This is a genomic window from Candidatus Poribacteria bacterium (genome assembly GCA_021162805.1).
Lineage (GTDB): Bacteria > Poribacteria > WGA-4E > B28-G17 > B28-G17 > JAGGXZ01.
In genome coordinates this window covers 1-24,675 of sequence record JAGGXZ010000125.1, presented here as the reverse complement: position 1 = coordinate 24,675, position 24,675 = coordinate 1, and the positions used below count along the sequence as shown (strand labels likewise).

The 24,675-nt window shown below is 54.7% G+C and carries 15 protein-coding genes; 13 read left to right on the top strand and 2 right to left on the bottom strand.

Annotation, left to right across the window (positions count from 1 at the left end):
* Positions 1-163: 163 nt before the first annotated feature.
* On the bottom strand, positions 164-1,096 hold the full coding sequence (locus J7M22_09795) for an SDR family oxidoreductase (GenBank protein MCD6506901.1): 933 nt from the start codon (positions 1,094-1,096) through the stop codon (positions 164-166).
* Entirely contained in the window at positions 1,093-1,851 is a 759-nt protein-coding gene (locus J7M22_09790; protein ID MCD6506900.1) for a hypothetical protein, read from the bottom strand. The genes J7M22_09795 and J7M22_09790 overlap by 4 nt, the downstream gene beginning before the upstream one ends.
* Positions 1,852-1,958: 107 nt before the next feature.
* On the opposite strand from J7M22_09790, the gene J7M22_09785 reads away from it, so the two are divergent.
* The 13 genes from J7M22_09785 to J7M22_09725 all read left to right on the top strand — a co-directional run.
* Positions 1,959-2,984 (top strand): beta-lactamase family protein, encoded by a 1,026-nt coding sequence (locus J7M22_09785; GenBank protein MCD6506899.1) that lies wholly within the window; start codon positions 1,959-1,961, stop codon positions 2,982-2,984.
* Complete coding sequence (locus tag J7M22_09780) at positions 2,981-3,751, top strand: hypothetical protein (protein MCD6506898.1); 771 nt, start codon at positions 2,981-2,983, stop codon at positions 3,749-3,751. Before J7M22_09785 ends, J7M22_09780 begins: the two co-directional genes overlap by 4 nt.
* Before the next feature lie 331 nt (positions 3,752-4,082).
* Entirely contained in the window at positions 4,083-4,346 is a 264-nt protein-coding gene (locus J7M22_09775) for a hypothetical protein (protein ID MCD6506897.1), read from the top strand.
* Between the two features lie 53 nt (positions 4,347-4,399).
* Complete coding sequence (locus tag J7M22_09770) at positions 4,400-8,491, top strand: tetratricopeptide repeat protein (protein ID MCD6506896.1); 4,092 nt, start codon at positions 4,400-4,402, stop codon at positions 8,489-8,491.
* Positions 8,492-8,493: 2 nt separating this feature from the next.
* Complete coding sequence (locus J7M22_09765; GenBank protein MCD6506895.1) at positions 8,494-12,009, top strand: DNA polymerase III subunit alpha; 3,516 nt, start codon at positions 8,494-8,496, stop codon at positions 12,007-12,009.
* Between the two features lie 35 nt (positions 12,010-12,044).
* Positions 12,045-14,138 carry a protease Lon-related BREX system protein BrxL gene (gene brxL / locus J7M22_09760; protein MCD6506894.1) on the top strand — a complete coding sequence of 698 codons (2,094 nt, stop codon included), beginning with the start codon at positions 12,045-12,047 and terminating at the stop codon, positions 14,136-14,138.
* Positions 14,084-14,866: a DUF1819 family protein gene (locus J7M22_09755; GenBank protein ID MCD6506893.1), complete on the top strand. Its 783-nt coding sequence runs from the start codon at positions 14,084-14,086 to the stop codon at positions 14,864-14,866. Before brxL ends, J7M22_09755 begins: the two co-directional genes overlap by 55 nt.
* Positions 14,853-15,425 carry a DUF1788 domain-containing protein gene (locus tag J7M22_09750; protein MCD6506892.1) on the top strand — a complete coding sequence of 191 codons (573 nt, stop codon included), beginning with the start codon at positions 14,853-14,855 and terminating at the stop codon, positions 15,423-15,425. Before J7M22_09755 ends, J7M22_09750 begins: the two co-directional genes overlap by 14 nt.
* Before the next feature lie 11 nt (positions 15,426-15,436).
* A complete protein-coding gene (gene brxC / locus J7M22_09745) occupies positions 15,437-18,955 on the top strand; it encodes a BREX system P-loop protein BrxC (GenBank protein ID MCD6506891.1) in 3,519 nt (1,172 codons plus the stop codon).
* Between the two features lie 5 nt (positions 18,956-18,960).
* Positions 18,961-20,916 (top strand): hypothetical protein, encoded by a 1,956-nt coding sequence (locus J7M22_09740; protein MCD6506890.1) that lies wholly within the window; start codon positions 18,961-18,963, stop codon positions 20,914-20,916.
* Entirely contained in the window at positions 20,917-22,293 is a 1,377-nt protein-coding gene (locus J7M22_09735) for a putative DNA binding domain-containing protein (protein ID MCD6506889.1), read from the top strand.
* A 30-nt stretch (positions 22,294-22,323) separates the two neighbouring features.
* Entirely contained in the window at positions 22,324-22,758 is a 435-nt protein-coding gene (locus tag J7M22_09730) for a dual specificity protein phosphatase family protein (protein MCD6506888.1), read from the top strand.
* Positions 22,759-22,780: 22 nt separating this feature from the next.
* Positions 22,781-24,675, top strand: a 1,895-nt coding sequence (locus J7M22_09725; GenBank protein ID MCD6506887.1) for a hypothetical protein, incomplete at its 3' end; no start/stop codon positions are given.

Genomic DNA, 24,675 nt, shown 5'->3' with positions numbered 1-24,675 from the left:
TTGATATTCTCTTCTATTTGAGATATCCTATCCATGGGGTCACCTCTTCTTTTGGATTTGCTCTTACTTTAACAGAGATGACCCCTTTTGTAAAGCCAATGGGGCGAAAAATCTTTCGCCCCTACCTACACTCGAGGGAAATATGGGCGTAAACCTCTCAAAATCAGGAGATGGCATTCCCTCTCCTCCTGTAATACTCGATCGTTTTGAGGAGCCCTTCCTTCAAAGGAGTTTGCGGCTTCCAGCCGAAATCACGGTATATCTTGTCGTTGGTGATGGCGATCCTATAGACCTCTCCCAATCTCCTCTCGCCGTAGATGGGCTCCAGGTCCACCCCGACCGCTTCCTTTAAAAGCTTGAAGAGCTCGTTGACGCTCGTCTCCACCCCCGTTCCCACGTTGTAGATCTCGCCGTCCCCCTTATCTATCGCCAGCAGATTGGCCGTCACCACATCTCCGACGTAGACGTAATCCCTCGTCTGTGTCCCATCTCCGAAGATGGTGGGACGCTCATTTCGGAGCATCTTCTCCGTGAAGATGGCCACCACCCCCGCCTCACCGTGCGGGTCCTGTCTGGGTCCGTAGATGTTGGAATATCTCAGGATCGTGTATCTTAGTCCGTAATTAACGCCGTAGAAATAGAGATAATGCTCAACCGTATGTTTGGTAACCCCATACGGCGATAGGGGATTCACGGGATGATCCTCGTCAACCGGAAGGTATAGCGGTTCGCCATAGACCGCCCCTCCCGTTGAGGCATATATAACCTTTTTGACCTCATATCTCCGACACAGCTCCAGCAGATTGACCGATCCGAGGACGTTGACCTTCGCGTCATACATCGGATCATCGACCGATTTGCGGACGTTCATCTGGGCTGCGTGATGGTTGACGTAATCGGGCCTCTCCCTCTCGAAAACCTCCTCCAGATCCGGCGAGGTGATGTCCACCCTATAGAACCTCGCTTTTGGATTTACGTTTCCCCTCTTGCCGGTTATGAGGTTATCCACCACGACCACCTCGTACCCGGCCTCGATCAATCCGTCGACGACGTTCGATCCTATAAACCCGGCGCCTCCTGTGACCAGGAACTTCATTTTCTGTAATACCTCCTCGTCTCCTCGACCGCCTCGAAGAAGGCGATCACGTTCTCCCCCGGGACATCCGGCTCCAACACGTGAGTGGGAGCCAAAACCAGACCTCCCCCCTTGCCGACCGTCCTAACTCTTTCGTGGACGACCCTCTTCACCTCCTCGGGCGTGCCGAAGGGCATCGTAGTCTGCGTTCCGATCGTTCCCCAAAACGTCAGCTTATCCCCATAGAGTCTCTTCAATTTGACCGGATCCATACACTCTGGTTGAACGGGGTTCAGGATATCCACGCCTACCTCGATGAGATCGGGGATTATATCCTCGATGTTGCCGTCGGAGTGATAGTAGATATGGACTTTAGGGTTGATCTCCTTGCCCGCCTGAATGACCTTCGCCAGCCTGGGTTTGAGCCATCTCCGCCGCATCTGAGGGCTCATCATCAATCTGTCCTGCATCCCCACATCATCCCCTGTGAGGAGCATATCCACGCCCGCCTCGGCATATCTTCTGGCCATGACGTATTCATTGACCGAAGCGTTGGGAAGCGGCGGCTCATCGAAGTAAACGGAGAAATCCGGGATTCTTTTAGGCCTTTTAAAACCGACGCCTCTGATCTCTATCTTGAAATATTCGTAAGGATCGCTCGCCCCCGTCCTCTCGCGGAAGACCTTATAGAGATGGGGCGTAAACCCTGCCGTTTTCGGCACCTGATTGGGCTGTTCATGGGCGAGGGCGGTCAAAACCCTCTCCCTCGGCGTCATCTCTCCCATCTCTTCACCTCCGTTAAAATTATATCCGAACGGACGGTTGAAAGTCGAGGTCGGAAAATCGTATAATGATCTCGATCGTCGATCGGGGAGATATTCCAATGGATATAAGGGAGATCCTTCTGGACGGCGTTAAATCGGGCGTATTCCCGGGAGCAGTTGCCGCTTTGGTAAACGGTGATCAGGTGAGGATATACGCTGTGGGCAACCGATCGATTCTGCCCCGATATGAACGGATGGAGGAGGACACGATATTCGACCTCGCTTCGCTCACCAAGGTTATAGCCACGGCCACGCTCCTGATGGTTATGGTCCAGGAGGGGGAGATCTCGCTGGAGGAGGAAGCTCACGGGGTGTTATCGGATTTCGGACACAGGGAAGTCAGCATCATGCACCTGGCCGTCCACACGTCCGGGTTGCCCGCCTGGAGGCCACTTTACAGCGAACTGCAGGATCCCGACGATGTGGTTAGATATCTCGGCTCCATTCCGCTCCGGTATCGACCGGGATCGAAGGTGGTCTATAGCTGTCTCGGATACATACTTCTCGGAAAGGTGCTGGAAAAGATCGGCGGAGATGGACTCGATCGATTGGCACACGAGGTGATCTTTAAAAGACTGGATATGCGGGATACCCTCTTTAACCCACCTCCTGAGTTGCGATCCAGATGCGCGCCCACCGAGTCGGCGGAAAGCCTGAGAAAGCGACGTCCGGGATATCGCAGGCCGTCGCAGCCAGATGTGGAGGATTGGGTCATCAGAGGGGAGGTACATGACGAAAACGCCCTCTTTCTCGGAGGAGTATCGGGCAACGCCGGCCTCTTTTCGACGGCGAAGGATCTGGCGAAGTTCTGCATAGGGATCTTCGAGGGTGATCTGCTGTCGGAGGAATCGCTTCATGTGTACTCAAAATGCCACACATCAGGGTTGAACGAGTCGAGAGGAATTGGATGGATCCTGTTGGATGATGGCTCACTATACCATACGGGATTCACAGGGACATCCATAAGGATCGATCTCAGAAGGAAGATGGCAGGGATATTGCTTACCAATAGAGTGCACCCCGACGCCATGAAGGAGGGGATCACCGAGGTAAGGGAGAGATTCTATCGGGAGGTGTTCGGATGAAGGGGAGATGGGCTTTGAAGGTGACCTTATCGGTCATAGCTCTTGTGATGTGTTCCCTCACGTGGGCCCTCGATTACTATCCGGTAAAACTCGGCATGAGATGGAGATACGAGGTTCAGGAGAAGGGTGGGAGTTACGTCCAGATCGTCACGATACCCCGAAGCGACAGGATAGACGGCAAACGGGTTTTCATCCAGGAAGTCAGAAAGGCCGAGAACGGCAGCAGGATAGTCGAAAAGGCATGGCTGCTTCCGGAGAGAGAGGGAGTCAAACTGGTGAAAAGCTCATCATATGATGTGGAAAGCTCAACCGTCACACCGTTGAAACCGCTTACAATAATCAAAGAGCCGCTTAAGGTCGGGGACAGATGGGACGAAAGGACAAATGGCAAGGTTAGGATAACCGGATTGATCCCTCAGATCGGAAGATACACGATCGATATAGACGTCCTTTGGATAAGCTCCTTTAAGGCTGAAAAGGAAGAGGCGATCCCCGACGCTAGAGGCGGTAGGATTTACAAATGTATCAAGCTTATCGAGGGGACGAAACTAACTGTCGAGGGGATCAGAATCGACGCATCCAACGAGAACGTTAAAAGCTTTATACTTCAGAACACCTCTCTGAGGAAAGGGAATGTGCTGAAATATCAAACGGTGAAATGGCTGGCCCCGGGGGTCGGACCAGTCAAGGTGTCGGAAACCTTCATATTCCCCGGCCAACCTGTGAGGAGAAGGGTCAAAAAGCTTATAGATTTTCATCGCCCTTAATGATATATATCGGCCAATTGTCCGCCGCTCAACCGTCATTTAAATGACGATAAATGACGACAAATGACAATAAATGACCTATACCGGGAGGCGGACGTTAGCTTTAAAAATCTCTGCTGCACTCAGCGATAATATGAGCGATGAAATTCTGAGGACAGAACTTCTCAAAAATTGGAGGAGACAGTAGATAGAGTGAGAGATATCATGCGGCCTGAGAGGGAAATTCGCGAAACAAAGAGATAAGGCTCAAGAAATGGCATGAGGATAGCCTCTGCTTGCCATCTCACTGGTCGATGCGGCCACCCTTGTCATAGCCACTCCGGCTGTTCTCGTGGGCCCTCATCCCCTAGCTGTCTACGCCGCTTATCTGGTCAACGCCTTGAGACCAAAGCTCAAATTCGCCTCCGCCATTATCTCCTACGGATGGGGAAGCAAGGCGCTTGAGGGGATGAAGGGGATGCTGGGCAACCTGAAGGTTGAGTTCCTAGAGCCGGTCGTGGTGAGAGGATATCCAAAAGAGGAGGACTTCAAATCGCTTGAGAGACTGGCGGGGGAGATAGCAGAGAAACACAGGGGGTTGACCTTCCCCCGATAAAAGGGTTAAAATTTCCCCGTCATCAATCCTCATAGATAATCGAGGTGTTGGTTATGGAGGATCGCGAGGGGCTTTCACAGCTCGGCATAAGCGCGGAGGATGCGGAGCGGATATCCCTCTCCATGCAGGAGGGCAAGGGAGCGGAGAAACCGGTTACGATTATATTCGCTAAGATCGGGGGGTTTAAGAGGGAAACGGGCTCTCACGACGAGCTCGAGGAGATAGCGCTTCGCAAAAGCCAACTGGATAATGAGCTCGACTCCATAGTCTCCAAATACGGCGGGGTGGTGGATAAGGTCATCAGAGAGTTCTTCATGGCGACCTTTGGCACTAAGGTGCAACATTCCGACGATCCCGCAAGGGCCATTCTCGCCGCTATGGAGATAGTCGAGACCGTCAAGAGATTTGGGGTCGAGGCGCATATCGGGATAAATTCAGGCAGGGCATGGGTCGGCACCATAGGGACGGAACTGGACACCGATAACACCGTGATAGGAGATACGGTCAACCTCGCCGCCAGATTGAAGGATCAAGCACAAAACAATCAGATCATCGTCAGTCCTTATACATATGAGAAATCCAAGGAGTATTTCATCTTCAATCCCCTTCCGCCCGTGAGGGTCAAGGGAATATCCGAGCCCGTGCCGATATATGAGGTGGTGGATAAGACGAAGGAGGCCGAGCTGATCGAGGTATTGGCCGAGGACGAGAATGAGAGGCTGGCTCGAATTCAGGAGTCGATCCCGACCTACCTCAGGGATAAGATCCTGAACTCCAAGAGCAAAATCGAGGGCGAGAGGAAACTCGTCACCATGCTCTACTCCGACCTGAGCGGCTTCACGGCCCTCTCTGAGAAGTTCCGCAACAGGCCCGATATAATAGCGGCGGTTATAGACAGGTGTCATAAGGAATTGGGCAAGATAGTCTACAAATGGGAGGGCGTGGTTGATAAGCTCGTCGGCGATGAGATCATGGCCATCTTCGGGGCCCCCGTCGTCCACGAGGACGATCCCGAAAGGGCGATAACGGCCGGGCTGGAGATGATGGAGAGAATAAAGGGGCTGAGCAAGGAGCTGTCGAAGGAGTTCGGAACACCGTCGTTGAACATCCATATAGGCATCAACACGGGCAGAGTCTCGATCGGAAACATAAGCGTTGAGGGCGGACTGAAGATGGATTACACCGTCATAGGAGAGCCGGTCGAGCTGGCGGAAAAATTGGAGGACATATCCGAGCCGGGGGAGCTCATCGTGGGCGAATCGACCTACAGGCTCACGAGGGCTCTCTTCGATTTTAAACCTCTCAAAGAGGTGGAGGTTGGCGGTCGGAAGGTGATGGTCTACAAGGTGATCGGTCGAAAGAAGAGGCCGGAATCCAAACGAGGCGTTAAGGAGCTCAACCCGACTGAGATGATCGGCAGGGATGATGAGTTCAACCTGCTGATGGAGGCCGCCGAGAGGTTAAAGAGGCCCGAACGACAGATGGTCTGCGTTATAGGCCAGGCCGGCCTGGGAAAATCGAGGCTCAAACGGGAGTTCAGAGATGCCATATCCGGCAGGATAAACTGGATCGAATCGGCATGTCTCCCACATACGCAGAGGATCGGCTATTCCCTGTTTATACCCCTTCTGAGAAGATACTTCAATATCAAAGAGGAGGAAGAAGATCTCAGCGCTATCTCAAAGATCAGGACGAAGCTGAACGATGTCTTCCCAAATCATCCGGAGAGGGTATCTGAGATAGCGCCCTTTATCGCCCATGTGCTTTCAATTAGATCGGAGGAGTTTTCCCAGGTGATCAGTTACTTCGATCCGGAACAGCTGCGCGATAGGATCTTCATGTCGATAAGGGATCTGCTGGTGGCTGAATCCGCACGTAAACCCCTCGTCGTCGCCCTGGATGACCTTCACTGGATAGACCCTCTCTCGCTTGATTTGATCCTCTTCATGATGGAAACCACTCCCCCCGAATTCCCCCTCATGTTGTTATGCATATACCGGCCTGAAAGGACGGACCCCTGTTGGGGCATAGGTGAGGCCGCTGCTAAAAAGATCCCTGACACATACACCGAGGTTTTCCTCCAGAAACTCTCGCCCGATGACAGCCGAGAGCTCCTCGATTCCCTCATAGATCTTGAGGATGGGGATCAACTCAAGGAGATGATCCTCGAGAGAGCCGATGGCAACCCGTTTTACATGGAGGAGGTGCTCAGATCGCTGATCGACGATAAGATCCTGGTCAAGACAGATGGGAAATGGGTCATCCGGGGGAGGGTTGAGGAGATAAAGGTTCCGGATTCGCTCGAACAGGTGATCAACGCCAGAATCGATAAGCTCGAGGATAACCCGAAATATGTGTTGCGTAAGTCCTCGGTTATAGGCAGGGAGTTCGAGTATGTGATTCTGAACAGATTCGCATCGGATGTGCCGAAGCTGGATGATCACCTGGATAAGCTCTGCGCTCTGGATATGATCCACCCCTCCGATCAGGAGAAATACGCCTTCGGTCACATAGTCACATATGACATAACCTACTCCAGTATCACGGTACTGGACAGGAGGAGGTATCACGGCGAGGTTGGGGACTGTATAGAGGAGCTTTATCGGGAGTCGATAGAGAGATTCTACGGAATATTGGCCCATCATTACGGACGAAGCGATAAACATCCCAAAGCCATCGTATATCTCACGCTCGCCGGACATCAGGCCAGGATGTTGTACGACAACCAAAACGCCCTTAGCTTCTACAGGGCTGGCCTGGAGAGATTCGAAAAGCTTACAGATGAGGAGGCCGAGAAATATCAAGGGTACAAGGATGAGATCCATGAGGGATTAGGCGATGTCCTTCAGATCTTGGGGGAATACGATGAGGCCATCGAATACTATCTCAAAAGGCTTGAGACGGCAGCCTCTCCCCCCCTTAGGGCCTCGATAAAGAGGAGAATCGGGTTGGTTTACGAGAAGAAGGGCGAGTGGGATAGGGCGATGGAATACTTCCAGCAAGCATTGGATGAGCTTAAGGTCGAGATGGATGAAGCGGAGGAGGCGAGGATATACAACGCCATCGGAAGGCTCCATTACAGCCAGGGGGATTTCCCCAAAGCCATGGAGACCTTCTCGAAGGTGATCGAGCTGGTGGAGGGAACGGAAAATTACGATGTGCTGAGCAATGCCTACAGATCCTTAGGAAACTGCTACTATCGGCTGGGAGAGGCGGATAAAACGCTGGAGTTCTATCAAAGGGGCATACGGATAGCCGAGAAGATCAGCGATATCATGCAGCTCGCCCAGTATTATAATAACCTTGGTATGGTGCACTCCTTGATGGGGAAACTGGATGAAGCCGCTGAGTATCTCCTCAAAAGCTACAGAGAAAAGGAGAAGATAGGATATGCCGATGGTCTTATCGTGACCTTGCAAAATCTGGCGGTGATCCTTAAAAACAAGGGCGATATAGATGGTGCAATTCAGTACATCACCAAGGCCAGTCAAATCGCCGAAAGGGCGGGCGCTGAGAAGAGAATGGCGGATGCTTACAACGCCATCGGTGCCCTTATCTCACTTAAAGAGAAATATAACGAGGCCGTGGAATACTATAAGAAAGCGGCCGATGTGTTCGAGCGGATAGGCGCCCGGCCGGAGCTCGGCCAGACCTACGGCAACATCGCCGACGCATATATCCGAAAGAACGACCTGGAAAACGGCGAGAGATATTCCATGCTGGCCTTAGAGATAGCCGATGAGTTGAATCAGCCTGAGCTTAAATTCCAAGCATACGATAATCTGGGAAGCATAAGCTGGAAGAGACAGGAATTTGAAAAGGCACTTCAGTTCTACCGGAAAGGTCTGGAAGCCGTCGGTGAGGACTCCATTCACTCCGCACAACTCTACCTCCACATAGCCCAAACGCTCATATGCCTGGGCAGGATCGAAGAGGCGAAGAAGACCTTGGCGAAGGCTAAAGAGCTATGTGAAAAACAGGGTAGAAGAGATGAAAACCTATCGAGGATAGAGAGCACTGCCAAAGTCCTGGAGGGATTCGACGTCGAAATCCTCTCCTCGGAGCTCTGTTTCGGAGCCATGATCGATTTCAAAATCCCACAGTGTCAAGATTGTCTTAACCCTGGTAGGAGGAAAGGAGCTTAGGCATGAGCAGCGCCAACTTCGTTCATCTCCACGTTCATAGCGAATATAGCCTCCTTGACGGCGCATGTAGGATAAAGGATATGATCAGCTGGGCCGTCGAGAACGATTCGCCCGCTATGGCTATAACCGATCACGGCAATATGTTCGGCGTCATAGAGTTCTATCTTAAGGCCAAGGAGGCGGGCATCAAACCCATCATCGGCTGCGAGGTATATATGGCCCCCAGAAGCAGGTTCGAAAGGGGTGAGAAGGGGGGCAGAAATTCACAGAAGGAAAGCTCATATCACCTGATACTCCTGGCCGAGAACCTAAGGGGATACAAGAACCTGTTGAAGCTGGTCTCGATGGGGTATATCGAGGGGTTTTATTACCATCCGAGGATAGATAAGGAGCTCCTGGCCCGGTATAGCGAAGGGCTGATCGCCCTGACCTCATGCGTCCAGGGCGAGGTCCCCACCTTGATCGCCCGGAACAGGGTGGACGACGCCAGAAAGGTCATAGCGCAGTTTAAGGAGATTATGGGACCGGATAACTTCTTCCTGGAACTGCAAAATCATAACCTGGAGACCGAACGTAAGGTCATGCCGGTGATGGTTCAGCTCGCCAGGGAGATGAACGTCCCGCTCGTGGCGACCAACGACTCCCATTATGTTAAGGCGGAAGACGCCGAGATACATGATGTGCTCCTGGCCATTCAAACCGGCAAGGTGCTCGATGATCCCAATAGACTCCGATTTTCGGGAGAGGGGTTCCATCTTCGCAGCGAGGAGGAGATGCGGCGTGTCATGTCCGATTTCCCCGAAGAAGCCCTTGTCAACACGCTGTTGATAGCCGACAGATGTGAGGTTGATCTCCAGTTCGGCGGAACCATACTTCCGGACTACGAGGTGCCCGAAGGGTACACGCCGGATTCATATCTGGAGAAGCTGTGTTGGGAGGGCGCAAGGCGAAGATATGGCGACGAGATACCACAGGAGGTCAAGGAGAGGCTTCAGCATGAGCTGAACATAATCAAGCAGACCGGATACGCGGGATATTTCCTGATAGTTTGGGATTACGTCCGGTTCGCCCGTGAGAAGGGATTTCCGGTAAGCGTCAGGGGATCGGGCGGTGGCAGCTTGGTTCTCTACGTGTTGGGGGTGACGAGCTTCGATCCGTTGAAATACGATCTGCTTTTTGAGAGGTTCCTCAATCCCGAGCGCGTCACGATGCCCGATATAGACCTGGACTTCTGTCCCGAACATCGGGAGATGGTGATAGATTACCTCATCCAAAAATACGGACGTAACAGCGTCACGCATGTGGCGGCATTTCATGAGATGAAGGCCAAGGCTGCCATAAGGGATGTAGCCCGAGCCCTGGGGATACCGCTCTCCGAGGTCGATAGAGTCGTCAAGCTGATCCCCTCCACGCTGGGAATCAAGTTGGAGGACGCTTTCGAGGAATCACCTGAGCTTAGAAAGCTGGCCGAGAGGGAGGAATATAAGAGATGGTTCAGGATCGCTCGAGCGCTTGAGGGGATAAAGAGACATGTCTCCATCCACGCATCCGGGATAGTTATCTCCAAAGGTGAGGTCATCGAACATGTGCCGCTTTTCAAGGATAAACACGATCGGGTCGCAACACAGTTCGATATGGACATGCTCACGGAAGTGGGCATGGTCAAATTCGATTTCCTGGCCGTCCAGACGATTGCGGAGATACATAACACGATCAAGCTCATCGAGAAAAGACGGGGAATCAAGATCGATCTCGATGAGATCCCGTTTGACGATCCCGATACCTACGATCTGATAGGCAAGGGGCTGCTTGCAGGCATATTCCAGCTTGAAAAATCAGCGGGGATGCGAGCGGTGATCAGGCAGATCAAGCCGAGAAGCTTCGAGGATTTCATCCCCATCCCGGCCCTCTATCGCCCCGGCCCGATCGAGAGCGGCATGATGGACAGTTACATCCGCAGAAAGCTTGGAGTGGAGGAGGTGGAGTATCCGCATCCGGTGTTGAAACCCATACTTGAAAAGACCTATGGGGTGTGCCTCTATCAGGAGCAGGTGATGCAGATCGCTCAGGCGATGGCCGGATACTCCCTCGGAGAGGCCGATCTGCTGCGAAGGGCGATGGCCAAGAAGAAACCGGAGGAGATGCAGAAACACCGCGAGAAGTTCATCAAGGGAGCAGAGGCAAAGGGCATCTCGGCTGAGGTCGCCGGCCAGGTCTTCGATTCGATAGAGCCGTTCGCCGGATATGCCTTCAACAAGGCTCATACCACCGCCTATGCTATCCTGTCCTATCAGATGGCATACCTGAAGGCACATTACCCCGAGGAGTTCATGGCCACCCTGATGACAAGCGAGGCGGGTGATAGCGCCAAGATCGTCAACTACATGAACGAGTGCCGTAAGCTCGGAATAGAGGTGCTGCCGCCGGACATAAACGAGAGCGATGTGGGCTTCACCGTGGTAGGCGATGGGAAGATCCGATTCGGCCTCTCCGCAGTTAAAAACGTCAGCGATAACGCCATAAAGGCGATCGTCGAGGAGCGTAAAAACGGGCCCTTCAAATCCCTGTTCGATTTCTGTCAGAGGCTCGACCTGAAGACCGTAAACCGCAAGACGATAGAGAGCCTCATAAAATGCGGGGCCTTCGACTCATTGGGCGGACATCGGGCTCAATATATGGCGACGCTGGAGCGGGCGATCAAATCCGCTCAGAAGAGACAGAGGGATAAGCAGATCGGGCAGATGACCATGTTCGATTTCGCCCCTAAGCTCGCCGCCACAACGGAAAAGCTGGAGGAGGCACAGCCATGGGACGAGGAGACCACGCTGGCGTATGAGAGGGAGATGCTCGGGTTCTATCTCTCGAAACATCCGCTCTCGATATATGAGGATGTGATCGAGGATTACACCAATGCCACAACCATGAGTCTGAACGAGCTCTCAAACGGCGCCGAGGTGTTCATCGCCGGCATGATATCCGCCATCAGAACCACAACCACCAAAAAGGGCGACATGATGGCCTTTCTCACGCTGGAGGATCTGGAGGGGGTGACCGACGTGGTGGTCTTCCCCGACACCTATTCGGCATGCTCCGAGCATCTCGAAGAGGGTAAGCTCATATGGCTCAGGGGTACGGTGAAGCCGGCGAGATCGAACGGAGGGGAAACGGCGGATGAGGAAGAGGAAGAGGTGATCGTCAAGAAGCAGATTCAGGCCACGGAGATCCATCCGCTCGCCGAGGTCAGGGAGAAGCTCACCACCGCCGTGGAAATCTCCATTCCACCGACCAAGCTGCATAGGAGAATTCTGGATCAGCTCAAGGAGATATGCGCCAACAATCGCGGGGAATGTATGTTGTTTTTGAAGCTCAACAGAGAGGAGATAGGCGAGGTGGTGATAGCAGCTAAAAGCTATCGCGTCTCCCCCAACGAGGCTTTTCTCAAAAGGGTGGAGAGGCTGCTGGGAAAGGGAAGCGTCAGAACAAGCAACAGGGATATGAGGTTGAAGGCTGCTAGCTAAGGAAATAGGGGTATGATCTTGGATAAAGGTGGATTATGAACCGATTGGACGAGAAGGTTTTAAATCTCTTCCCCGGTAGAGTTGTCAGGAAGGATCTCGTCAGCAACCTCAAGGGACAGCTCAATGTGCCCGCCTACGTTCTGGAGTATCTTCTGGGCAAGTATTGCTCATCCGCCGATGAGGGCGTGATCGAGGCAGGGCTGAGAGAGGTTAAACGAATCCTTGTTGAAAACTACGTCCGACCGGATCAATCGGAATGGTTCAAATCTCAGGTGCGCGAGCGCGGACATTACCGGCTTATAGACAAGGTTAAAGTACGTCTGGTGGAGACGGAAGATAAATACTGGGCTAATCTGGTGAACCTCCAGATCGATCGGGTGCATATCGAGGAGGATTTAGTTGGGAGATATGAGAGGATGTTGGGTGGGGGAGTATGGGCCATTGTAGATCTCGCTTACGATCCTCAACTGGTTCACAAGGGCGAATTACGCCCGTTTCTGATACGGAATCTCCAACCCATTCAGCTCGCCTCAGGAAACCTGCTGAGAGAAGTACAGGAGAGACGATCCCGATTCACACGAGGGGAATGGCTGGATCTGTTGCTGCGAAGCGTCGGAATTGAGCCTGCGGTGATGCCGGATCGGCTCAAAATGCTTTACCTCGTCCGTCTTATCCCTCTGGTCGAGAACAACTACAACCTGGTTGAATTCGGCCCGCGTGGGACCGGAAAAAGCTATGTCTACAGGGAGATATCTCCATACGCCATTTTGGTCTCCGGCGGCGATGTGACGGTGCCGAGCCTTTTCATCTCACACATAGGGCGTGGGAGGATGGGACTCGTCGGTTTATGGGATGTGGTGGCCTTCGACGAGGTGGCCGGGCTTACCCGTCTGGCCAATCCGCAGGCGATCAACCTGCTCAAGGACTACATGGAGTCCGGAAGCTTCAGCCGCGGCAGGGAGGAGATCATAGCTTTGGCCTCACTCGTTTTCATCGGGAACATCAACGCCGATGTGGAAGTGGCCCTTCGAACCAGTCATCTCTTCACCCCTTTCCCGTCGGAGATGCAGGACCTTGCATTTCTCGACCGCTTCCATGCCTATCTCCCTGGCTGGGAATTCCCGAAGATGTCCAGCGCTTTGCTCACATCTCACTTCGGTCTGGTTATAGACTATCTAGCCGAGGTTTTTCGGGAACTGCGAAAACTAAGTTTCGGCGATGTCATAGATCAACACTTCAAGCTCGGTGAGGCTTTAAACAAGCGTGATGAAAGGGCTGTCCGCAAGACCGTTTCGGGATTGATCAAGTTGCTTCATCCCGACCTTGGATACACGAAGGCCGAACTGGAGGAGTATCTGACGCTAGCTCTGGAACTGCGACGACGGGTGAAAGAGCAGTTGAAGCGGATGGGTGGGGTGGAGTATTGGAACAGTTCTCTCTCCTATCAAGATGTGGAAAGTGGGCATGAAAAGTTCGTCCTCCTTCCGGAACAGGGTGAGGCGGATGTTATCCCGTCGGATCCACTACCTCCTGGAACCACGTTTACGGTCGGACTTGATCTGGAAAGCCAGCGTTACGCGCTTTTCAGGGTGGAAGTGGCGTTGATGAAGGGCAGCGGCTATACGGTGACGGGTGCGGCGGGTAGGGCGATGAGAGAGGCCGTTCGAACCGCCTACGATTACCTCCGCAGCAACGTCCATCGGTTTACCATAGACCGATCCCTCGATGACCTTCACGTGCATTTCCAGATAGTCAACCTCATGCAGGCTAAGGAGGGCAGCCAGACGGCATCGGCCTTCTTCGTATCGCTCTTTTCGGCTTTGGTCGGCAGACATGTTCGACCCGCCACCGTGGTTCTGGGTGAGATCACCGTTCAAGGCGGAGTGCTTCCGGTGAGCGATCTGGCGGAGTGTGTCCAGTTGGCTAAGGAAAACGGCGCTCGAAGTGTGCTCGTGCCGATCGCCAACGCCAAAGATATACCCCATATCCCCCCGGAGATCCTCGCCGGTTTGGATCTGGCGTTCTACTCCGACCCAAGGGATTGCCTTCTTAAGGCCATACAGGAGGGAGAAAGGTGGAGGATAAACCCAAATTTCAAGCCCATCTGCAAAGAGGCGGGACGGCTCTGAATGAGATGAGACGTCTTCTCGAAGCGTTTGCCGAGCATCATGATTACAAGCTCCTGAGGAAACAAGCTCTTGAGGAAAATCTGCTCGGCAAAAGTTCGGAGCACTTTATCAAAGATCTGCTGAGCGTTTTCAGGCGAGTCTTCCTCAAGGACCTCGGTCTTCCTCCCGTCGGCTCGGTGGCGCTGGCGATGCGCTCGAACATCTCAGACGCAGCCAAGGTTCAAATTCTGTTCCCGTATTTCGTGCGCAGCGATCCGCTTGTGGAGCGGTGCTATCGGGATCTGGTGATTAAACGCCTGAACGAAAGGGAGCCAAGCCTTACAAGCGGCGAGGTGGCCGCTCACCTCCTCGAGCTCAGCACGAGACATCCCGAGCTCGGACGATGGTCGGATTACCTCCGTCTGCGATGGTCACGTGGGTTTATCGCCCTGCTACGACATTTCGGATTGATGGAACGTCATCCGCGCAACGAAATCCGACGTCTGTGGCTCCTACCCGAACCTTTCGCGTTCTTCCTGCTGTGGCTGTGGGAACGTGAAGGTTCCTTTCTGGAGGCCGAGCGCGATGAAATATGGGAGATATTGCAACTGACCGATCAACTCCGGGAGGAACTGCTCTCGGAAGGAGGGGTGCGAGGATGGTGGCGCTACCAAAGGCTTGGGGGGATCGTGGAGTTTCAACCTCAGTTTTCAAACCCTGAGGAGTGGCTGTATCATGGGTTGGCATGAGGTGATAGGGGAGTTGGAGGGAAAATTAGAGGGCACATTGAAGGGTACGTACCGTCCTTTGGATGGAATACCCTTCTTTCGGGTTCAATATCCCCCCTCCGAGGAACGTGAAGCGCTTCGACAGTTCCGTCTTCTGGCGGAACGTCTGTTCAAGCGTGGATGGAGATCAGAATGTGTTTCGCTTACCGATATGTTCCGGGAGGCGCTCCTCGATCTGTTGGGTTGTCCGCCCTCCCAGCTTTCGGAACGGTTGAAGCTCCTGGAGAGGGAACAGGATAGATCCGAGTTGCAGGAACGCCTCTCGGAGTATCTGCCTTATGAGATAGTGAAAGCCATTCAGGGGTTTCTGTCGGGATCATCATCCCAAGATGTGGTCGTGTTACTTCGAATGGGAGCGCTCTATCCCTTCCTTCGACCATCATCGCTTCTCTCAATGATGGAGGGACAGATATCGTGTGTGGTGGTTCTGCCCTATCCGGGCACCACCTTAGGGGCGATGCTAGATGCCCCTCCTGCCGATCCACACGGCGGATATTACAGAGGCGAGGTGATCCAATAGCGATAAAGGATTTGCTTCAGAGAGATCCATATCGTGAGATCACAACCGTCGTGAAGATCACCGACCATGACCCTCAGAAGGTCTGGCGTGAGATGGACGAATATGTGCCGACAGAGACGATTAAGGGTTATTCTCGCGAGATACTGGATGTCCTCCTCGATACGCGTCGGGGAGCTACTGAGCGGGTCTGCATATGGGTATCGGGTTTTTTCGGCTCCGGTAAGAGCCATTTCCTGAAGGCCCTGGGCTACCTGCTTGAAGACCGTCCTCTCCGGGATAACGACGGACAAACCCACTCCTCCAGCGAGCTGTTGAGTCGAAAGCTGGGGGTGGAAAGCTTTCTGCCCCTTCTGACCAAGGAGTTCAGGGTGAAGGTGATCTACATCAACCTGCTGGACTGCGATCCTCAAAATCCCCGCCGTCCCACCTTCAGCAGGCTTATCTACCGCGATTTACTGAGGGAGAAAGGGCTATCGCCGGAGTTCTGGGTCGCCGCATGGGAGACGGAGATCCAGAGTCTAGGCAAATGGGAGGAGTTCAGGAGATGGGTGCAGGAAAACTTCGGCCGATCCTGGGAGGATGAAAGGCGGTTGAACGCGGAGACGGTGCTTCGAAAGGCTCTGGCGGATCTGTTTCCCGACCGCTATAGGGATGAGGAGGCCGTCGGAATAGCCATTCGAAACAGCAAGGAGAGCTTTTCAGGCATCACCCCCTCCCAAGTCGTCCAGGCGCTTCGGGATGAGGCGGAAAGGCTAAATCCGACCGATGGACGACTGGTCGTTCTGCTCGATGAGGTCGGGCTTTACATCGGCGATAGCGTCGAGCGCCTTACCGATCTCAACTCTCTGGCCGAACAGGTAGTTCAAGGGGGAGAGGGAAAGGTCCTGCTCATCGCCACCGCTCAAGAGGCTCTGACGGAGATGGTTTCCCGCCTGACCTCCGACCGTCAGATGCTGGAATGGCTGCGCGATCGGTTCCGAGTCCATCTGGGGTTACAGCCGACCGAAGTTCAGATCGTCATCGCCCAGCGCCTGCTGGCGAAAACCCCTCAGGGAGCATCTCAGCTCTCGGACATGTATCGCTCACACCAGGGCAATCTTCTGTCCGCTTTGCTCCCAGGCTCACACGGTGAAAGGGAGTTCGTCGAGCAGTATCCGCTGCATCCCTATGCCGTCGAGCTCATACAGAACATCATGGGAGCGATGCGCGGTTCGATAGAGGAGGCGCGAAAGCTGAGCGGCTCAGAACGATCCATGCTGAAGCTCACCCAGGCAATCCTGACCGGAGAGGGAGGGATCACCGAGGGAGCGGAGCAAGAGGTCGGTTGGCTTGTGCCTTTGGATCTCTTCTATGATGCCCTGAAACCCGACCTGCAGTCGGAGCAGGTGCGCCTGATGGAGGAGATCGAAAAACTTGGGGATATCAATGGTCTTCCCATCGTCCGCATAGCAAAGGCTCTGTTCCTGCTTCAACATCTTCGAGCCCGTCTCCCCTGCTCCGTGGAGAACCTATCCTCCACGCTTGTGGATCGGGTTGACGTTGACTTTCGATCCCTGAAGGAGAAGGTGAAACTGGGGTTACAAAAGCTACAGGAGAAAGGCTGGGTGGTGGAGGAGGAGGGCGGATATCGTCTGCTCACACAAGCCGAACACGCATTGGAGCGGAATGTCCGTGAAAATTGGCCTACCCCGGCCGAGCTTCAGAAGGAGACGGTGGAGCTCATCGGCGTGATATTGAGGGATTTCCGATACGAACACGGGACGATCCGGCGCAGGCTGGATGTCTCCCTCTCGGTGGACGGTGAACCGATCCGTGAGGGGGAGCTGAAGGTGGAGCTATTCACGCCGTTCGCCGATCTGACGGAGGATGAGATCCTCGAAAGAAGCGTCCTCGAGCCTGAGACGATCTTCTGGAAAGCGGGTGAGGAGGGGGAAATCAGACGGATATTGGAGCGCGTCATCGCCGTTAAGAAGACCTTGAATCAGTGGAGACACCGATCGCTGACATCCCAACAGGAGGAGTATCGCTCCCGCATCGATCGTGAGACGCGAAACCTCGAACAGGTCCGTCTCCCTGAGCTCATCCGCCGGGCATTTCTTCGCGGGAAACTCCTCATCGCAGGAAGCGAGGTGAGCCCATCCGGGACGGATATAAGCTCCGTTTTGCGTCATCACCTCAGAGAGATCGCAGATCGGCTCTACACCGAGTTCATAGACAGACGACCGGCCAGGGAGGAGGAGTGCGCCGCCATACTCAACTGGAGTCCCGGGACGGCTCTCCCGAGCATATACGTCCAGCTCAACCTCATATCGAACTCCGGGCGGATCAGCCATGACTCCGGGCTGTTGGCCACGGTCAAAGCGGAGCTGGATCGCCGAAAACGGATGGGCGCAGATCTTTCGGGCAGAGCTCTTACGGAGCATTTCGAGAAGGCCCCCTATGGTTGGGACCCTCGCTTGCTACGCCTGTTCATCGCCACGTTGTTCAAGGCGGGACTTGTCGGAGTTAAATATCAGAACCGCCTGCTCACCGATCCCACCGACCCACAGGCCTGCCCGATCTTCGCCGGCACCCGCGACTTCCAGAGGGCCACCTTCGAGCTCCTCCCTGAGGTGGATTGGCGGCGCGCAAGCGAGCTATGTTCCTCTATCTTCAGCGTTCAGGGCGGAGACACCTTCGAGCGCACAGCGGCGATCGTAGGCGAACAGGCCCAGAGGTGGGGTCAGGAGGCACGACAACTGGCCATCCGTTGCCGGGATAACGGCCTGCCAGATCATTTCGATCGAACCTGCGAGGAGATATCAAATCTCCTCGCCGAGATCTCTCAACGCTCCGATCCCAACGCCCGGTTGCGTCAGTTCCTGGAGATCGCCGAAATGCTCTCGGAGAAGATGCGGTCCATACGGGAGCTGAAGGATTTCCCGTTCGACGGATACCGGCGGGTGCGCCGTTTCACCGATGCCACCGAGGACTGGGCGAGCTTCCTTTCAGGCGAAGCTCAGGAACGTCGGAGGCTTCTGAGAGACGGGTTGACTGCCCTCGATCTTCCGAACCGATGGGGATCGCTGAAGGAGGATTACTCCTTTCTGCTGGATCGGTATCGTTCCGATTACGCCGAAGCTCACCGCCGTTTCCAGGAGGCGGTCCACCAAGCGCTGGAGATGGTTCGAGGACATGAGGCGTTCCAGTATAAACCCGATGAGGCCGAACGTCTCCTTGAGCCGATCCAGTCCCTCATCTGCGACGCCTCAGATCCGATGCCGGACGAGGATACATTTCGTTGTCCGATCTGCCGACGCTCGCTTATCTCCCTGGAGCCGTCCCTCATCCAGAAGATCCGTCGGGAGGTGGAGGATCGTCTAAACGCTCTGATCCCTCCGACCGATGAGTTCCCGAAACCCCTCTCCCTCAGACGTGTCCTTGAACGGGAGGGCGATCTGGATGAGCTTTTCGACGAGCTGCGTCGTTATCTACGACGGGTGAATCGGCCGGTGAGGATACGAGTGGATGCCAGGGTGAAGGAGGATTAAGGGCTATGGATCGCGAGGAAAGAGCTCAAATCAGGAGGATGGTCCTGGAGTGTCGCAGGATACTTGAATCCGAGTTGGACGAGCTCCTTCGGCTTCACGGCCTGCTTTCCGACAGGAAGATCTCCGTGCCGTCCGATAGACAAGAGACGCGGTCGGTCATAGAGGAGGCGTTGAACCGGGAGTCCGGGGATTACGCCGAGGCGCGCAGACGATACCTCAAACACGCCGCCTTCACCCTACTCAACCGATTTTTGGCGTTGCGGGTCTCGGAAGCCACCGGGCTTATCAAGGAGACCGTTCTGACCCGCCCTGAATACGGAGATCGCTCAAGACGGGAGAGGGATCTGGCCGATGCCGATCCCAACCTGGCGGTTCAACCGGAGCGTCTGGCGCATGAGGCGTTGAGGGAGGCGTTCGCCGAGATGGAGGAGCAGATCCCCATCCTCTTCCGATCGACCGACCCCTACGCGCTTCTGCTGCCCCGCCTACCCGCCTATAGGGAGCTACGGCGGGTATTGGAGGAGGTGCCGGAACGGTTATGGAATGAGTATGAAACCCTGGGATGGGCGTATCAGTTCTTCAACAGCGAGGAGAGAGAGGAGATCCGAAGGAGATTACGCCGCAATCCGAAACCGGACGATATCCCTCCCATCAACCAGTTCTACACCGTCGGCTGGATCGTTAAGTTCCTCGTCCATAACACCTTGGGCCGACTCTGGCTGGAGAGACACCCCGGCTCATCCCTGCGCCACGAGCTCGACTATCTCGTCCCGGTGCGAAACGATTTCCGTTCGCCTGAGGGGTTTCCGCCGTCTGTGAGCGAGTGGAAGGTTCTCGATCCCGCCTGCGGCAGCGGGCATTTCCTGCTGGGATCGTTCGATCTGCTTCTGAAGATGTGGCGGGAGGAGAGGCCTGAGTCGCCTCCATGGAGAATTCCATCTTTGATCCTGGAGAGAAACCTCTACGGTGTGGATATAGACCTGCGGGCATGTCAGATCGCCGCTACAGCCCTCTACCTCAAAGCCCGTAAGGCATTTGAGGATCTTAGAGGAGACGATCCCGATGCACGCTTCGAGCTTAAGAGAATCAACATCGTCTGCGCCGACATCCGATTCGTGGACGGCGAACGACGGGAGGAGTTTCTCGACCGATTCGACTATGACCCCGCGCTGAGGCGGATCGCGGATGAGACCCTCAAGGCATGCGAGAACGCGTATGAGCTGGGCTCGCTGCTTCAAATCCGCCAACCGTTTGAGCGCCTGTTCGAACGACGCAGGATAAGCGTGGAGGAGTTCAAACGCAGGGAGAAACAGCTTTTCCTCTTCCCCGAGCCCGAAAGACAGTTGACCCTGGGAGATCAGAAAATTACCCCACCCAAGGAGATGACAGTGGATGAGATCGTGGAGAAGATCAAAGATTTTGTCGGACAGGCTGCCGAGAGGAAGGATATGGGCTCGCTGTTCTTCGGCCTCGATGCGGAACAGGCCGTCCATTTGGTGGAGGTGCTCTCAGATAGTTATGAGATCGTGCTGATGAATCCGCCCTACGGGGCGATGCCCTCGACCTGCAAGGAATACGCCCGCAAACACTATCCCAGAACCCACAGCGACTACTACGCCGCCTTCATCGAGCAGGCGATAGAACTCACCAAGTCCGGCGGTTATGTCGGTGCACTCACCGGGAGAACCTTCCTGTTTCTCAAATCGTTCCAGAAGTTGAGGGAGGAGATACTGCGTGGGGACGCCCTGATGGAGGTGCTCCTGGATCTCGGATTCAACGTTCTGGACGAGGCCACCGCACGCTACGCCGCCTTCACCTTGAGGAAACGCCATGATAATGACGGAGTGGACTGGAGTGAGCACCCTGTCACCTGTTTCCGCCTGACAAAATGGGATTGGGACGAGAAACGGATCAAGTTCGAAGAAGCGTTGTCGGAATACAAAGCAGGGGAGGGGGATTAAATGACTCAGGAGGAGCTGGAGAAATTACTTCAGGAAGGCGAATCGGAGGTGGTGGAGTTTAAGGAGAACCTGGATAATGAAGCCCTGGAGACCATCTCCGCCTTCGCCAACACAAAGGGAGGCATGTTGCTCATCGGTGTGCGCGACGACGGAACGGTGAAAGGCATCACGCTGGGCAAGGAGACTCTGCGTGACTGGGCTAACAGGATCGCCCAGGCAACCCATATGAACCCACAGATAAGCATGGTGGATTATAAGGGTGAGGCGATCGTGCTCATCCGCGTGCTTGAGAGCCCGATGAAACCGGTGCCGTGTCGCGGGCGATACTTCAAACGAGTAGGTAAAAGCACCCGACGGATGACCGAGGAGGACCTGACGAGGGCGGTTTTGGATAAAGTCGGTATGACCTGGGACGAGGTGGTGGAGCCGAGAGCTACGCTCGATGACCTGGACCCTGAACAACTGAAGCGCTTCCGCGCCCTGTGCAATCAAAAGGAACGCCGTCCAATCCCACCCAACGAGGATGACCGCACAGTGCTGGAGAAACTGGGTTTGTTACGGGAAGGGGAACTGCTTCGGGCGGCGGTGCTGCTGTTCGGCAAAGATCCCCAGCGTTTCTATCCCTCAGCCAGGGTTAAAATCGGACGCTTTCGTTCGCCGACTCTCATCGTAGATGATCGCCTCATTGGAGGCACCCTGTTCGATCAGGTGGAAAACACAATGCTTTACTTCCGGGAGCGGCTTCAGACCCGCTTCGAGTTTGTGGGTGAGCCTGCGCGGGAGGTCATCTGGGAGTATCCGCTGGAAGCTCTGCGGGAAGCCATCACCAACGCGGTCTGCCATCGCGACTACCTGGATACCGGGCACATCCAGGTGTGGTGGTATGACGACCGCATCGTGTTCTTCAACCCCGGTGGCCTTCCACCCCCATTGAGTGTGGAGCAACTTAAGGGGCCTCATCCTTCCAAACCGCGCAACCGTAAGATCGCCGAGATATTCTACTACGCGGGCCTGATCGAGCAATGGGGTCGTGGCATCCAGAAGATCCTGGACGAGTGTGCGGATGCCAATTTGCCCGAACCCGAATTTGAGGAGCGCATGGGTGGTCTGTGGCTCACCTTCCGCCAGGACATCCTGACCGAAGACCACCTGCGCTCACTGGGGCTGAACGAGCGGCAGATTAAGGCGGTGCTTTACGTTAAGGAAAAAGGTAGTATCACCAATCGCGAGTATCGTCAGGTAAACAGCGTTTCCAATAAGACGGCCTATCTGGAACTGAACGATCTAGTCCAGCGAGGTCTTCTAGTGCAAGAGGGCACAGGCAAATCTTTACGCTATGCGTTGTCCAAAAGTAACGCAAAGGTAACGGAAAGGTAATGGAAGAAACGCAAAACATGAGGGAGCGTGATGAGGCAACCAAAGTGGGTTAAAAAGGGCCTATTGGCCCGGTCAAATCGTCCCGGATATCCGGACAGGGATGTATCGCTTGAAACGGTGGACGAGTGGATAGACCGCGTCAAGGAGATGGGTATAAAGAGCATCATCTGCCTGCTGACCGATGAACAACTGGAATACTATGCCGGGGTCCCAGGCGGATTGATCGAGCGATATCGCCAGCGAGGCTTGACGGTGAAACACATTCCCATCACTGACCCTGCCCATGACCCACAAGGGTGGCGGGAACTGGAGGAGAGCCTTGATCTCATTTACCGGGCGTTCGAGTGTTTGCCTAAACCTGTCCTCGTTCATTGTAGCGCTGGTATAGATCGGACGGGTGAAGCTATAAGGTATATCATGGAGAGATCAGGTGTGAAGCCTCCAAGGAATACAAAAGGCAGGTGAATGGACAGGGGGGAGGTGAGAGATGCGAGATAAAGTGGTGTTCAAGGTAACTTTGGGCGAATTGGTGGAGGCGCCGGGCAGCCCGTATGCGTACTGGGCGCCGAAATCGTTGAGGAAGCTCTTCAAAAGATTCCCGCCGCTCGACCGCGATGTTGCCGGTATGCCTGACAAGCCGAAGATCGCCGATGTGAAGGTGGGTTTACAGACCAGCGACGACCTCCGCTTCACCCGCTGCTGGTGGGAGGTCCCCGCCGATGAGATCGCCACCAGCCGGGAGGAGACATTCCAGGGCAAAAGGTGGGTCCCCTTCGCCAAGGGAGGTAAACCTTTTTTCCACGACATCCAACTCGTCGTGAATTGGGGGAACGATGGGGAGGAGATTCGCAACTTCTCAAACGCCGTCATCCGCAACGAATCCTTCTACTTCCGCGAGGGGCTGGCGTGGGTTAACAAAATGGCATGGACTGATGCGCCAATAAAACTACGGCTTAATGTGTATCACTTGCCGAGCGGGACTATCTTTGCTTGTGGATACCACGCCGTTTTTCATGAGAATTCCGATGTAAAATGGTCATTTCTGGCATGGTTGCGAACCCCTTTGACCATGATTCTTACTGTCTTAATTGATCCGAACATTCAGAATGTAGGTGTAGGGTTAATAGCGCGATTACCTGTAGTTGAAAGTGTTTTTGGTAATCTTCTCTTAGCTTCTCTTGCTCGAGAAGGCCGAGATCTTTTGAGAGAGTGGACAACAGGTGATGAGATCTCGACGGTATTTATCAAACCCTGGCTCCTTCAGATCTGGGATGCCCTCAGGGGACAGTGGGATGAGGAGGTGGCCGTTCCGAGGACGGACCATCCGCTTTCAAAGGATTTCCGATGGAGCGAAGTAGGCAAGGGATTTCACCTCCCCTGGAGGATAACGCTCGGCCTCGAAAACCCGCCTGATCTCGAGGAGGGTGGAATCCTCGCCCTCGCCGATGCCTGCATCGAGTGGGAGAGGAGGCTTCGGACGAGGATCGAGGAGATCCAGAAACGAATAGACGACGAGGTCTACCGGCTCTACGACATCTCCGATGAGGATCGCGCCCTGATCGAAGCCGAGCTGGGGGAAAACGTCGAGGAAACCGAGGAAGCGGAAAACGAGGACCGGCCTCCAGTCTCCGGCCTCCTGCCTCCTGAGGAACATATCCGCCGCTTGATCCATTATCTCGCACACGAGGCGATCAGGGAGGACCCCGACGGGATCGTCCCGCTGTTCGGCCAGTCGACGGCCGATGGACGGCTGGAGCAGGGGCTCGCCGAGCGCGTTCGGGGGAAGCTTACCGAACTGTTCGGCGATGGTAACGGCGCGGAGCGGGAGATCGAGAGCGCACTGGGGAAACGGCTTGAGGATTGGCTCGCCGACGATTTCGCAGGATACCACACCGGACTCTATCGCCTGCGTCCGATCATCTGGCAGGTGGAGGCCCGGACGGAGGGCAGGGGACAGCGGCTCGTGGGGGCATGGTTCGTCCACTGGCATAAGCTCGACGCCGACACCATCCCAAAGATACGCACGCTTTATCTGCGTCCTTTGCTTGAGGGCGCCGAGAGGGAGGTGGAGCGATACGAGAGACAGCTTCTCGAAGCTCGTCAGGAGGATCGTTCTCTCAGAGAGCAGCGTGAGATAGAACGCAGTCTGCAGGATTCCCGCTCACGGCTCGAGGCGTTGAGAGGGCTTGAGGGGAAGCTTGATCAACTCCTGAACCCCCATGCTCTCTCCGTTCGGAGCCGAAGCGAGTGGGTGTGCGAAAGGGTGAACGAGATCGTAAAGGAGGGTTACCGACCGAACCGGGACTACGGCGTGCGGGTCAACATAGAGCCGCTTAAAGCTGCGGGCGTCTTACACCGCTCCGCCGAACGGGTGAAGGGGTG